This window comes from Niabella drilacis, assembly GCF_900101395.1.
GTDB lineage: Bacteria > Bacteroidota > Bacteroidia > Chitinophagales > Chitinophagaceae > Niabella > Niabella drilacis.
The window spans coordinates 1-13,498 of the sequence record NZ_FMZO01000037.1; the positions used below are offsets into that span (position 1 = coordinate 1).

Here is a 13,498-nt window from a genome sequence, read left to right on the forward strand (position 1 = left end):
CTAGTGTTACGACAATTTAATTTAGAAACATTGTTTATATTTGTGTTGAACAACCCCATTATTATGTCAACACAAGTAAAGTTAAGCGCAAAGGAACTTTCCTATTTAGATGAGCAAAAGCGATCAGGCGATTCAAGTTTACGCCGTTATAATCGGATCAATATTTTGTTGCTGCTAAATAAGGGAAAAAAGAATACGGAGATAGAAGATTTTCTGGATGTAGATCGGGTAACGATATGGCGAACGAAAAAGCGTTATTTAGAAGAAGGTATAGAAAAGGCATTGGAAGAAGATGCGCGTAGTGGCCAACCGGCTAAATACACAACCGACCATGAAACGGAGTTAGCGGCATTGGCCTGTGGCCCTTGTCCCGACGGAAGGAAGCGTTGGACAGTACGGTTACTGACAAAGGAAATACAATCAAAACGCGGTTTTGAGACCATCAACAGAGAATCAGTAAGATTGGCGTTAAAAAAAATGAATGTAAACCTTGGTTAAAGAAAATGTGGTGTATACAGCAAATAACTCCGGAATACAGAAAACGGATGTATCGTCTATTGGATTTGTATAAAGAGGGTTATGATCCTCTCCATCCGTTAGTTTGCATGGATGAGAAAAGCAAGCAGCTATTAGCAGACAATAGAAAACCCATAGCGGCACGCCCGGGAAGCCTTGAGAAATACGATTATGAATACAAAAGGAAGGGCACTTGTAACATTTTTATGGCAATAGTACCCAAAGAGGGCATGCGGTACACCAAAGTTACCGATACAAGGACGAAGCGGGATTTTGCTTATTTTGTTTTGGATTTGGTTGACGAGCATTTTTCCAAATCCGAGTATATTCAGTTGGTAATGGACAATCTTAACACCCATTTTGAGGGATCGTTAATTGAAACTTTTGGCAAACAGGAAACAGAAAGGCTGATGAAAAAACTGCGGTTTATCTATACCCCCAAGCATGCCAGTTGGCTTAACATGGCAGAAATAGAAATCAATATAATGGACAGACAATGTACCGGTACAAGAATTGAAAGCAAAGAAAAACTCGCAGAAGACTTAGAAAAATGGACAAAAGAGAGAAACGAAAATAAATGCACTATCGAATGGAAGTTTACAAGACAAGACGCTGACAAAAAGTTATCAAAACATTACGTTTCATAACTAAATTGTCACAACAATAGTACCATAAAAGTAAGGAGCATTCAAAAAGATCGAGCGCTCCACCGGCTGCGTTCAGCACGATGAAAATTTTTATACAGGATGCCTTATCAGCAGGCTTTATGACAGCGCATACAAACAGCAATATGAAATCCATTTTTTACACCCTGGCAGTTGTCATGTCTTTGCTGCCCGCCTGTAAAAAGGACAATGCCCCTTCGCTCCCCGGCCTGGTTCCCGTAACCATATCCACACCGGGAAGCGAAGCGGGATACCTTTATATCGACGGAAAGTATACCGGCAAAACGGCGCCGGGCACCGTCAATCTTTCTGCGGGTCATCATACCATGGGGGTGGCCCTGAAAAATTCGGGGACCTATCTGCGGAAGACCCTTACGGCGGCAGCCAATACGGCTGTCGCTTTTACTACAGCAGACAAGCCGGTGCCCAAAACCTGGAAGGCCCTGTGGATCGGGTTATATGAAACCCGGGGGAACACAGCAACCGGCGACTGCAGTACTCATTTTTCTACGGCGGATCTGGATGCCGGTTATCATTTTTTTACCTGGAGCCTGAAGGAACATTTTGAAAAATATGCCTGGGGAACCATGAAATGGGAGGTGGAGCGCAAAGACATCACGGCACCTGTTACCCTTACGAAAGGAAACAGCGGGTATACGGTGGAACCCGCTACCATTGCGGCGCTGACGCCGCAGATACAGCCCGGCGTGTACGACTGTGTATTCGTGTTCTGGCGCGAAAAGGAAGGCCCCTGCGGTTTTCCGGGTAATTATTTCGGACTGGCCAGGACCAACCCCATCGCGGAAGCCATGAAAACAGGCTACGTAACCGTCAAATTGGATCCGGGCGCCGATATCACAGCAACGATCAATCAGTACAAAACAAGTGACCCCGGCGTATGGGTACACGAATGGCTGCATACCGTAGGCGAAAACTTTTACCAGGAAAAGGGATTGAACCTTCCTGAAAAAGCGGGTGGCTTTTCGGTACACGCGGCGGAACTGTATCATTATACCTTTCCCTGGATGGACTGGTACCGGGATTTTATTTCAGGCCGGGTTTCCAATACCGGCAGCAGTCCGGCTTACCTGGGCATCGGACCGGAAGCACTTTTAGGCTGCACAGTACGGGAAACGGCCGTGAATGGTTGTCCTTAAAACAGGAGCCAAATTGATACTTGTATAAACAATAAATTTGCACATAACAAAAAATAGCCGATGACAAAGGATTTATCAAAAAGGATAAGGGACGGATTGATCCTGTTTTTTGTTCTGCTCTGCGGGCTCGTTCAGGCAGAAGCCCAATCCACTTCCATTGAATTCCGTTCTTCGGATACAGCATTGCAAAATGCTTTTTATCGTGCAAAAAAAATGGCGCTCAGTTACAGGGGCAACCCTTCGGACCCCGTGGGTCCCTGGTATGAGGCAGCATTACCTTCACGCAATGCTTTTTGCATCCGGGATGTATCGCACCAGTGCATCCCTGCCGAAGTGCTGGGCATGAGCGCTGAAAATAGCAATATATTCACCCGCTTTGTATCCAATATTTCAGAAAGCAAAGACTGGTGTACTTATTGGGAGATGAACCGGGATGGACGGCCGGCGCCTGAAGACTACCGCAATGACCGGGAATTCTGGTACAACCTGAATGCTAATTTTGAGCTCATTCATGCCTGCTGGCGGATGTATCTGTGGACCGGGGACACCCGTTATATAACAGCTCCTGCATTCAAAAATTTCTTTGACCTTACAGCAACCCGTTACCTGGAACGGTGGAAGCTGCAGGTAGATTCTTTGTTAACGCGCCCTGTTTACCTGAACGCGCCGGTGCCTTTTAACAATACAGATTATTTCCACCGTTGCAGGGGCCTGCCCTCTTATTACGAGGCCATACACAATGTAAAGATGGGTATCGATCTGGTAGCGGCGATCTACAGGGGATTGATGAGCTATGCAGAGATGAACGTATTGTGGAAACAGGAACAAAGGGCTGTTTTATTCCGGCAAAAGGCAGAAGCCTACCGGAAGCAGCTGGAAGCCGCCTGGTGGAATGATACTACCAGCCGGTATCACACCTATTACTCCGGCCAGGGAGGGTTTGGAAGCGGTGAGGGAGAAACCTACCTGCTTTGGTACAATGCATTAACCGACAGCAGCCGCATCCGGCATACGATACAGCACCTGCTCCGTTCAAAATGGAATGTCGAAAACCGGTCTTACCTGCCCTACCAGCTGGCGCGCTACGGATATGGAGCACAGGCATACCAGAACATTTTATTCCTGTCCAATCCTGCCACGGAACGGCATGATTACCCCGAAGTGTCCTTTGGCGTGGTTGAGGGGCTGGTGCAGGGCATTATGGGGGTGAGCGTGGATGCACGCAGGCACAGCGTTGCCACGCTGTACAACCGCCCCTCCGGCGATACCTGTGAGCTGCGCGATCTTCCTGTATTATCGTCGCGCATCGGTATCCGGCACTGGAATAAGGGCAGCACTTTTGTTAACGAAGGCCCCTCGGTGATCCACTGGCGGGCGTGTTTTCACGGAACAGGTCGACCGATCCGGGTCAACGGGAAAAACAAAAAAGCGGTTCAGCAAACAACTGTGACCGGGCAGCCGTTTTTTTATACGGATATTGCTGTTGCTCCCCGGGAAAAAGTGACGGCAGTTATTTTCTAAATCAATTTAAACCACCTGAAAAAGGCTCGTGAATAATGACAGTATTTGACAAGATCACCGAACTGGAACAGGTCAGTTCCTACTCCAAGCACGACCGGATCGTACAGGGTGTGATCAATACGATTAATGAAAAGATCTTATCCCCGGGCGATACGCTGCCTTCGGTGAATATGATGATCCGCTCCCTGGGTTTTTCAAGAGAAACGATCATCCGGGGCTACCGGGAGCTGATCAGCCGGGGCATCGTGGAATCGCGGAACCGCCTGGGATACTTTGTGGCCAGTGGAAGTACCCAGCAATTGCTAAAAGTGGCCCTGCTCATGTATAATCTTGATAGCTTTGAGGAACAGTTTTACCGGAACTTCCGCAAAACGCTGGGTGAGGGCATCAACCTGCAGGTATTCTTTCATCATGGAAACATTGAGATATTTGAAACCATCCTCCAGCGGATCCGGCGGCAGTTTGGTATGTATGTGATCGCGCCCATCCCGCATCCCCGGTCCAAAGAGCTGCTCAATACCATTGCACGCAACCAGTTGCTGATGTTTGACCGTTATGAACCGATCGACGGCGTTTTTAACCATATCACCCAGGAATTCGAACGTTCTTCTTACCTGGTATTTGAACAGCTGGTAAACGAGATCCGCACCTTTGACGAATTTATTTTTTATCATTCACCTGATTCCCTGGACCCCAAAGAGATCGTAACCTCTTTTCGGAAATTCATAAAAAAATACAGGATCAACGGCACTTTGCTCCGGGAGTTCGTACCCGGCACCGTCGAAAAAGGAAAGGTCTATTTTACACTGGATAACTTTGCCATGTGGGAGATCCTGAAAGAATGTAAGGTAAAAAAATTCAAACCCGGCAGGGATGTGGGTATCCTCTCGCACAATGATGAACCGGCCAAAGAGTTTGTAGGCATTACCACTTACTCTGCCGACTTTGCATTGATGGGCACCATGGCGGCTAAGGCCATTCTGACCAATGAGCCCATCCAGGCCACCATACCTACTACGCTCACCCGGAGAAATACCCTTTAAAACTATTTTTCATCAAACGATTCCTGCCATCATGAAACAATTACTATTGCCGGCGCTGTTACTTTCCGGCCTTACCCTGTTTGCACAACAACGTTACTGGACACTGAATAACGACGGCAGCATTCAATGGACCGTTCAGCCCGGGCAAACCCACAATGACCATATGGAGATGAGCGGCAAGCAGCTTTCCGCCATCGTGCGCTATGGCGTTCAGCCGTCGGGGGCTGCATACCTGAGTCGGAAACTGGTATTCCCGATGTTACGCACGATCCCCAACGACACCCGTGGTAACCTGGTCAGGGAATTCAGCGGCAATATCACTGATTCCATTACCATCAACGGGAAAAGGGTCACCGAAACACCCCGCAGCTTTTTGATACACGGCTATCTGCAAACGACCGGTACACTCTCCAAAGACATCCTGCTGGAACGAACCCTATTCCCTTCCACAGATCATGCGGCTTATGTAGAGTCATATATCATCCGGAACCAGGGCCCGGCGCCGGTTTCGGTAAACATCCCCCTCATCGACAGTAACATCGTTACGGATGAAAAGAAAGGGGTATATGGTTCCTATGTCATTCATACAAAGCTATACAACGGCGGGCTCATGACCCTTCAGCCGCGGGAGGCCCGTCATTTCTGGATCGTGATATCGGCAAGGAAAAAATTTGAAGACCCCTGTTATTATGCCGCAACCTACGAGTTGGAAAAAAGACAGGCGCTGGTCCGTGAGCTTGAGAACCGGCTGGTACTGCAAACCCCGGACCCGGTGATCAACCGGATGTTTGCTTTTGCAAAGATCCGGGCGGCTGAAAGTATTTATGAAACAAAAGAAGGACTGATGCATGGCCCGGGTGGCGGGGAATACTATGCTGCGATCTGGGCCAATGACCAGGCGGAGTATATCAACCCGTTCTTCGCTTACCTGGGCAATGCAGCCGGTATGGAATCGGCCCGCAACAGTTACCGGCTCTTTGCCGGTTACATGAATCCCTCCTACACCCCCATTCCCAGCTCCATTATTGCAGAGGGAGCCGGTTACTGGAACGGTGCCGGCGACCGGGGCGATCAGGCCATGATCGGCTATGGCGCCTCCCAGTTTGCGTTAACCAGTGGCGATACCATTGAGGCCGCAACGCTCTGGCCCCTGATCGAATGGTGCAATACCTACCTGCTGCGCAAGAAAACGGCCGACGGGGTAATCGCCTCCCAGTCGGATGAGCTGGAAGGCCGCTTCCCCGCAGGGAAGGTGAATCTTTCTACCAATTCCCTGGCCTACGGCGCTTTTTTATACGGATCACGACTGGCAACGGCGCTGGGCAAAACAAAGACGGCTGCGGAATGGCAGCAGGAAGCCCGGGAGCTGAGGCAGCATATGGAGCAATATTTTGGCGGCGCCGTGGAGGGCTATCAAACGTATAAGTATTACGAAGGGAATGACAAGCTCCGCTCCTGGATATGCCTGCCGCTGGTGATGGGCATTTATGACCGGAAAGATCAGACACAGGCGGCCCTGCTCTCTCCAAAGTTATGGTCGTCCAATGGCCTGCTCACCGAGTCGGGATCCAGCACGTATTGGGACCGGTCTACCCTCTATGCATTCCGGGGCTTATTCAAGGCAGGCGCCACTGATACGGCCATAGCCTATCTTTCTTTTTATTCCGGCAGCCGTTTGCTGGGTGCGCATGTGCCCTATGCCATTGAAGCCTGGCCGGAGGGCAACCAGCGCCATCTTTCAGCCGAAAGCGGCCTTTATTGCCGGGCCCTTGTGGAAGGGCTGATCGGCTTTGATCCTACCGGCTTCCGGTCCTTTTCCATCAGCCCCCGGCTCCCCAAAAAATGGGACCGGCTCTCCCTTAAAAACATCGATGCCTTCCATACAAAATTCGACCTGCAGGTACAGCGGGCTTCGGGGAAGTACCGCATTACAGTAAAGGAAGAAGGCCGGAGCGGGCTCAATTTCTGGTGGGATGGTAAAACGCCTTTAAACATCAAACTCCCTTAAACCGGCCCCGGCTGCTTCCATGATACTGGCCAGTTTTATCATCATCATTCTTGCCGTTGTTTTGTTTTCCTGGTTCAAAACAAGAAAGGAAAAAACGGGAACATTGAATGCCCTGTTCTTTGCCAACCGGAAACTCGGCTTTGCGGCGGTTGGCTGCGGACTGTTATTTACCAATATCAATACCGCATCCTTTATTGGTGAGAACGAGCTCAGCTATGTCAATAATATGAGCGTGATGGCCTGGGGCATTACTTCGGTGCTGGCTATGCAGCTGGTGTCCGAACTGGTCATCCCCATCTACCTCCGGACGGGGATCGCAACCACCCCCGATTTCCTGGAACTGCGGTACGACCGGTCCGTCAAGTCGATCGTCTCTCTTCTTTTCCTGGCCAACTATATCGTAAACCTGCTGCCGGCTGTGCTTTATGGCAGCGCAGTAGCATTCGACGGGCTGTTTGATATTTCGGGGCATCTGGGCATCGGCCAGCAGGCAACGGTGTGGCTGCTGGTATGGGCCATCGGGATACTGGGAACGCTGTATGCCTTGCTGGGTGGCCTGAGAGCGCTTACGGTTTCTGATACGGTGCTCGGCTTCGCATTGTTTACCGGCGGATTGCTGCTCCCCTATTTTGCATTGCGCTACCTGGGCGCAGGCAGCTGGCAGGCAGGGTTGCATACCCTATTGTCTTCAAAGACCGAACACCTGAACAGCATCGGGCAACCCGGCGATGCCATTCCCTTTGGTACGATCTTTACCGGTATGCTGCTGGTGAACCTGTATTACTGGGGCACCGAGCAATACATTGTTCAGCAGGCGCTGGCGTCCAAAGACCTGGCCACCTGCCAGAAAGGAATCGCACTGGCCGCCCTGGGCAAACTGATGCTTCCGCTGCTGCTGAATATTCCCGGCGTCATTGCTGCCCATCTGTATACAGCGCTGCCCAATACCTCCACCGTATTTTCAAAACTGGCCGGTGACGTGTCGCCTCCGGCCTATTCCGGATACCTGGCAGCATTGTTATTTGGTGCTACGATCACCACTTTTATTGCAGGGCTTAACGGTGCGGCCTCGCTCTTCGTGCTGAACATTTACAAGCCGCTGACCGCCGGAAGAAGGCAGCCTTCCGGCAGGCACAACCCGGTACGCACCGCCAAAAAGTTCCAGGTGCTGGTGTCCATTATCGCCATGACGATCGCCCCTTTTATCCTGTTTGCCACCGGGGGATTCTATACCTGGCTTCAGAAGATCGGCGGGCTGTTCAGCGTGCCTATCTTCACCATAATGCTGGTAGGATTTCTTACCAAAAGGGTGCCGCCGCTGGCTGCCCGGGCCGGGCTCTTCTTTTTTATCATAAGCTATGGGTGTACCCAACTATTCTTTGACTGTCCGTTACATTTTCTTCATGTGCTGGCGATCCTGTTTGTGATCACCACCCTGCTCATGCTCCTGATCGGCCGGTGGAAACCCATGCCCGTACCCTTTGAGTTAAAGCAAAACAATAAGGTGGCTGTACAGCCCTGGAAGTACCGGCGTATTGTCGGGCTGGCGCTTGTGATCGCCGCTATATTGCTGTTCATACTCTTTTCCCCGGTGGGGCTGGTAAAATCCTGAAACAATTATCCATACAGGGCGGCCAGTTTCAATTTTCTGATCCGGGGCCTGGCACCGCTGTAATGCCCGTCCTCAGCGATGATCGTTCTTTCCTGTTGCCTGCAATAGCGCGCTCAGCCGGCCGGACCGGCGCGGTTTGTCTTCCGGAAGATACCGGGGGCGTATTACATAAACGCCCCCGGTGGAAAGATCCGGATACAGGGGATTGGGATCCTGTGCAATAAAGAACACATCGTCTCTTCCACCGTATTCTTTGGGAACCCGGAACAGTTCCAGGTTAATGCCCAGTGCCCCGAAATGGCGGAACCGGAGCGTGTCACCACCCGGCAGGTACAGTTCCATATTGTAAAAACCAGCCGAATAACGATGCCGGGTAATGCCCCAGTCTTCTGTTTCCTTATCCACAGCTGCATAGCCCAGGCTTTTCAGCAAGCTGGTATCCCGCTTTTGGGGGGCCACTCCAAAATCCGGTCCGATCTCCTGCATAGAAACAAAGCGGTTTGAGGGCTTAAGAGGGTATTTTTTCTTGCACTCCTCTGTAGCAAAATACTTATTCAACTCAGTATTAAAAGGAAGACCGTATGTAATCCATTTCCCATTGATTTTGAAGATAGGATATCCCCCAGGGGGCCGCATATAATATTTCGCTTTATGATAATCTTCATCAAAAGCCTTAAATGCACTTTCACCTTGGGGTGAGGGGATATATTCGGGCTTAACAAATCCAGTATCATTATTAATAATCCATTCACTTATATATCCACCATTCTTATCTACAATTCCATTATTATATAATCCCATTGATTCAACCAATGTAGTATCAATAATACTTCCACTATGGGAAATTTTACAAAATCTGTTTGTCAAGAGAATAACAGTGTTAGCAATAGTATCATACAAAAATTTTCGATATGGTATTTGTTCATTTTCCGAAAGCATTTTCACCTCGTACTTCTCAGTTCCGGGTATTGTTTCTAGGCTGTATTTAAATGGCATCATAGTTCCTTTTTTATGTGAACAACAAATTTTGAGGCTTAAGACAAGCAACAAGACAAGCGTGTACTTTGAATTCATATTACTTCCTATATTTAATGACACTATTGATATATTCCGTATTAGCAATATTTGTTAAAATAAACTTTTCACATTCTTCAGTTAGTACTTCAACAGCAGTCAAATCATATTTCATATCAACCCGATAATAAATATAACGTCCCCACTTATCACTTTCGTCATACCTTTTCTCCACCCTATAAAACTTATCTCCCCCCACCTTTACTATCCGCTCCCAGATATTTGTCTTAACCCCAATGGTATCCCCTTCATAGTTCCAGTCGTCCAGGATCTTTTTATTGGTGAGCAGCGGCACCGGGCTGAAATGAGCATACAGATCGGCCTCCTGCAGGGCGGCATAATCCATTAATGCGGCTATATAATTATAAGAAACAGCAAAACGGGCGTCCTGGCTGAGGGCAACAGCCGTTGTTGAAAAGAAACGCCCGTAGAGTTGCCTTAATGAACTCCTGACGACGGTCATTTCTTTTGCATAAAGCCCATGCATCGTTGCATCCGGCGAGGCCACGGCTGTACGTCCCCGGTACGGGTCAAAGACCTCCCCGTATTTCTGGAGATAATATCGCTTTAGTTCCAGGTACCTTAAAAAAGACCGGGCATAATCTTTTGCCAGGGTTTCATAATCCGTCCATACCTGTTCTTCCCAATCGTCGAACTCGATCCGCCGGTTGGCAATAAAGGGCGGCAGCAGCAGGTTGCCCAGCAACGTATGCCCATCCACATCATAAACGGGGATCTGTTTTTTATGGGCTATGCCCGGTACAGTTGCCTTAAGGTCGGTCCCAAGGGGATATACTTCAAAACTAAGGAGGGTCCAGTCTCCGCGGGGGTCACAGGCGCTGTCTATTTCCGGTATATCGCCGCAACGCGTTACCGGATCCCCGCGGTCATTGGTAAAATCGAACTGCACAGCCCTTCGTTTATACGCATTCCAGTCTCCCGTTATTTTTTTCAGGTGCTCATAAATACCTTCTTCATGCCGTAGTTTATCGTAGTCCTCATTGAAAAAATCGGCCAGGCCATCGATAAAGGAAGTTGTATTTTTTGACGGATCTTTCTTAAAAAAGGTCAGCACCGACTTATCGATTTGCAGGTAATCCTTTTTCCACCGCAGGAGGTTCTTGTATTCTTCCCCGGTCAGGTTTACCGGCTGGTGCGATCCCAGGAAGAGGATATTTACCGGTATCTGCTCCCAGTTCAGCTTTGCCGCATAGTTTAAAATACCCAGCACCACGCCTGCAGCACAGGCACTGCCCTGGCTATGGCCCACAATGGTAACGGGGCGATAGGGAGGCGTGTAGCTTTTTAAGACCTCTTTGAACGCGGCATCACTGATGGCCTCAAAGCTTTGCCGGTCGAGGATCCCCCATGAAGCTGCCGCCCATCGGTATCCCAGCAGTATACCGTGGTCAATCCGATGTGCGGCATCCGATCCCAGACCATGCGATCCGTTAATGAAGTATTCATTGCCCTGGGCATTGAAATAGCTGGCATAGGTATTGGTTCCGCTATACTGGTTGGATTTCATGTTCCAGTACCCCCAGGACCATTCTGCCTGCCCATATGCAAAAACAGAACGAAGATCTTTCCCAAGAATGGCTTCCCGGAGGTTTTGTTTGGTAAAACCGCCCCTGTGCTGCTGCATGATATTGTCGGCCTGTTGGGGATCCTGCCGCTGCGCAGCAGGGATCCGCGCATTCAGCTCAGCGGGAGTGAAAATATCTTCATCATTTGCGCGATCCTGCTCATCGGCATTGGCCCCTTTAAGCATATACCACCGGTCCTGGTCGGGGTTTGTGTCCATGATGGCATTAACGTTGGCCCCGATGTTCTTTACGGGGTCGCTCAGGTACCCGTTGCAGAAAATGATATAGCCCTGAAAAAAAGGGGTACCCTCCTGGTCGAACGGCTCCTGCCCGGTGGAAACAAGGCTCCTGACCGGGTTATAGTGATACGTGTGATCCGCTGGCGGCCGGCTCTCAAGACCAGCAGGGCTCTTTAACGGGGCCGGAAGCACCGGGATCCCGTTTGCTGAATTGCGAACGATCTTACCCATAACTGTTGATTTTAATGCATTCCTGAAAGCCCCGGAAGAGAGCCGGCCAGGAAAGCCGTTAGCTGTACACTTGCTTCCTGCGCATGCTGCTGGATCGTCAGAATTCCCCCGAAGCTGCATTGCGTATAGGAATCATCCATTACAAACTTTTTGTCCCCCATGGTCACTTTCTTACTGGTATTTTTCCAGCGCTGCAACTGCGGCGTACAGGGCGGTGGCGGGCTGCTTCGGCTGCAGGTGCCGCAGGGAAGGATGAGGCTGGTATCCTGGTCGGTCATCTTCAGTTTACCTCCGATATATACTTTTTGCTGGGAGCTCACTTTGATCTTCCCAATGGCAGTGCCGAGGCTGCACCTGACCCTTCCTCCGTCAATAACATAATTACGGTTCTTCATAAAATGGTATTTAAAGCGTAAATCATTCTGCGGTTATAGATACCGTCGATAACTGCACTTACCGACAGAGCCGCCTGATCAAAAAAACCAGACCGGTCCGTAAACAGGTAGTGCCCGGCATAAGAAAAATGAAGGTTCCCGGACCCGGTTGCACCCACCTGCAGAAAAAGATCGTGATTCAGTCTTTTAATATTTATTTTCCGGGGGGCCAGGGTGCCGCATACTTCGATCATGGTCTTGGCGTCTTCAGCAAACAATACCTGCTTCTCTTCCTGTATGGCAATATCAGCGGCTCCTATCAAACCGGCGACCCGCTTACCGGTGGTCCTTGGCGCCCCGGCGCCCTCGTAAGTGCCATACAGATCATTGCAGAGCCATTGAAAGAAAAGATCATTCCGGTATACGGCAGCCAGATCGGTCCTTAATTGCGCCCCGAATATTGCGATCTTCTGAAGCAACCCGGCGTCTTTGCCAAATGCGCTGTCAGACAGATCCTGTCGGGTTTTTTCCCAGGCAGCCAGGACTTCCTCGCGGTTAAGTACATCTTTTATTTTACCCCATTTGTCGGCGCGGAATACCAGGTTGCGGTGGATGTCAAAGATCTTCGTGTACACCCATTGTTCCTTGTTATATGTAGCATCTATGCCAAACCGCGGGCGTGAAAAACATACTGTGTAAACGATCCCGTCAGCGTGGGCGGGGGAACAGCAGAGCGTCACTTCCAAATAAATGTCTGCCTGTTCTGTTACGGATATGGTATGCAATGAAGACCCGATCCTCAGTTCATACTTCCTTTTCCCTTCCCTGGGCCGTATTTGCACACGGGGTTCATTCTTCTTACGGGTGCTGTTATTCTCCATAGTTGATCCGGTTTTTGCTTTGCAGGGTTAATTTATCGGTAGCATCAATCAGCATCCCGCCACTACTGCTGTGCAGCAGCACCTCGCTTCCGATGGTCTCCATTCTTTTTCCGGCCCGTACTTTCCGGTTTCCCGTCACCAGTTCTTCACTGTCCGCTGATCTTTTCATGCTCCGCTCCCCGATGGTTTCCTGTTTATCCCTTCCGATGGTGGTTACCAGGTCTTCCCCTACATCAACTCTCATATTTTTTTTGATGTTCATCCGCATATTGGTAGCATTAAAGGTCATGGTTTCGGGGGCGGTGATGGTGATGTTCTTTCCCGTCGTATCCAGGTAGATCTCGTTACCCCCGGGATCTTTGATGATAATATGCGTACCGGCCCCCGCATCACTGAACTCCACCGTATGACCACTCCGCGTGCGGATCACTTTCAGATCATTGCCCGCATTGCTGAAATGCGTGTTCGCACTCCCGTGATACACCGTCCCGATCACATACGGCTTCGTCGCACTCTCACTCTCAAAACCCACAAGCACCTCCTCCCCGATCTCCGGTATAAAAAAATGACCCTTCTCCCCACCCCCATGAG

At 49.8% G+C, this 13,498-nt stretch carries 10 protein-coding genes and 1 pseudogene; 6 read left to right on the plus strand and 5 right to left on the minus strand.

The window, feature by feature from the left end; genetic code table 11:
- Window positions 1–63: 63 nt before the first annotated feature.
- The 6 genes and pseudogenes from BLS44_RS25930 to BLS44_RS25955 all read left to right on the plus strand — a co-directional run bounded on the left by BLS44_RS25930 (window position 64) and on the right by BLS44_RS25955 (window position 8,522).
- Window positions 64–1,163, plus strand: a pseudogene (locus BLS44_RS25930) (IS630 family transposase).
- Window positions 1,164–1,306: 143 nt separating this feature from the next.
- Entirely contained in the window at window positions 1,307–2,338 is a 1,032-nt protein-coding gene (locus BLS44_RS25935; protein WP_143019947.1) for a hypothetical protein, read from the plus strand.
- Between the two features lie 60 nt (window positions 2,339–2,398).
- Window positions 2,399–3,859 (plus strand): hypothetical protein, encoded by a 1,461-nt coding sequence (locus tag BLS44_RS25940; RefSeq protein ID WP_090393677.1) that lies wholly within the window; start codon window positions 2,399–2,401, stop codon window positions 3,857–3,859.
- A gap of 35 nt (window positions 3,860–3,894) precedes the next feature.
- Window positions 3,895–4,902, plus strand: a complete 1,008-nt coding sequence (locus tag BLS44_RS25945; RefSeq protein ID WP_090393678.1) for a GntR family transcriptional regulator — start codon at window positions 3,895–3,897, stop codon at window positions 4,900–4,902.
- Between the two features lie 31 nt (window positions 4,903–4,933).
- Entirely contained in the window at window positions 4,934–6,910 is a 1,977-nt protein-coding gene (locus BLS44_RS25950) for a glucosidase family protein (RefSeq protein WP_090393679.1), read from the plus strand.
- 19 nt (window positions 6,911–6,929) lie between these two features.
- Entirely contained in the window at window positions 6,930–8,522 is a 1,593-nt protein-coding gene (locus BLS44_RS25955) for a solute:sodium symporter family transporter (RefSeq protein ID WP_090393680.1), read from the plus strand.
- 72 nt (window positions 8,523–8,594) lie between these two features.
- Here BLS44_RS25955 and BLS44_RS26395 read toward each other — a convergent pair whose 3' ends face one another.
- The 5 genes from BLS44_RS26395 to BLS44_RS26740 all read right to left on the minus strand — a co-directional run.
- Complete coding sequence (locus BLS44_RS26395) at window positions 8,595–9,008, minus strand: hypothetical protein (protein WP_143019948.1); 414 nt, start codon at window positions 9,006–9,008, stop codon at window positions 8,595–8,597.
- A 589-nt stretch (window positions 9,009–9,597) separates the two neighbouring features.
- Window positions 9,598–11,652, minus strand: a complete 2,055-nt coding sequence (locus BLS44_RS25965; RefSeq protein WP_090393682.1) for a hypothetical protein — start codon at window positions 11,650–11,652, stop codon at window positions 9,598–9,600.
- Between the two features lie 11 nt (window positions 11,653–11,663).
- On the minus strand, window positions 11,664–12,047 hold the full coding sequence (locus BLS44_RS25970) for a DUF4280 domain-containing protein (RefSeq protein ID WP_090393683.1): 384 nt from the start codon (window positions 12,045–12,047) through the stop codon (window positions 11,664–11,666).
- Window positions 12,044–12,907: a hypothetical protein gene (locus BLS44_RS25975; RefSeq protein ID WP_090393684.1), complete on the minus strand. Its 864-nt coding sequence runs from the start codon at window positions 12,905–12,907 to the stop codon at window positions 12,044–12,046. Before BLS44_RS25975 ends, BLS44_RS25970 begins: the two co-directional genes overlap by 4 nt.
- A partial coding sequence (locus BLS44_RS26740; protein WP_245729454.1) for a phage baseplate assembly protein V occupies window positions 12,897–13,498 on the minus strand: 602 nt, incomplete at its 5' end. The genes BLS44_RS26740 and BLS44_RS25975, both read right to left, overlap by 11 nt.

What these genes read in the sequence shown, in the direction of transcription:
- BLS44_RS25935 (WP_143019947.1), top strand. Translation starts at nt 1,307, where the DNA reads ATGAAATCCATTTTTTACACCCTGGCAGTTGTCATGTCTTTGCTGCCC.
- BLS44_RS25940 (WP_090393677.1), top strand. Translation starts at nt 2,399, where the DNA reads ATGACAAAGGATTTATCAAAAAGGATAAGGGACGGATTGATCCTGTTT.
- BLS44_RS25945 (WP_090393678.1), top strand. Translation starts at nt 3,895, where the DNA reads ATGACAGTATTTGACAAGATCACCGAACTGGAACAGGTCAGTTCCTAC.
- BLS44_RS25950 (WP_090393679.1), top strand. Translation starts at nt 4,934, where the DNA reads ATGAAACAATTACTATTGCCGGCGCTGTTACTTTCCGGCCTTACCCTG.
- BLS44_RS25955 (WP_090393680.1), top strand. Translation starts at nt 6,930, where the DNA reads ATGATACTGGCCAGTTTTATCATCATCATTCTTGCCGTTGTTTTGTTT.
- BLS44_RS26395 (WP_143019948.1), bottom strand. Translation starts at nt 9,008, where the DNA reads ATGCAGGAGATCGGACCGGATTTTGGAGTGGCCCCCCAAAAGCGGGAT.
- BLS44_RS25965 (WP_090393682.1), bottom strand. Translation starts at nt 11,652, where the DNA reads ATGGGTAAGATCGTTCGCAATTCAGCAAACGGGATCCCGGTGCTTCCG.
- BLS44_RS25970 (WP_090393683.1), bottom strand. Translation starts at nt 12,047, where the DNA reads ATGAAGAACCGTAATTATGTTATTGACGGAGGAAGGGTCAGGTGCAGC.
- BLS44_RS25975 (WP_090393684.1), bottom strand. Translation starts at nt 12,907, where the DNA reads ATGGAGAATAACAGCACCCGTAAGAAGAATGAACCCCGTGTGCAAATA.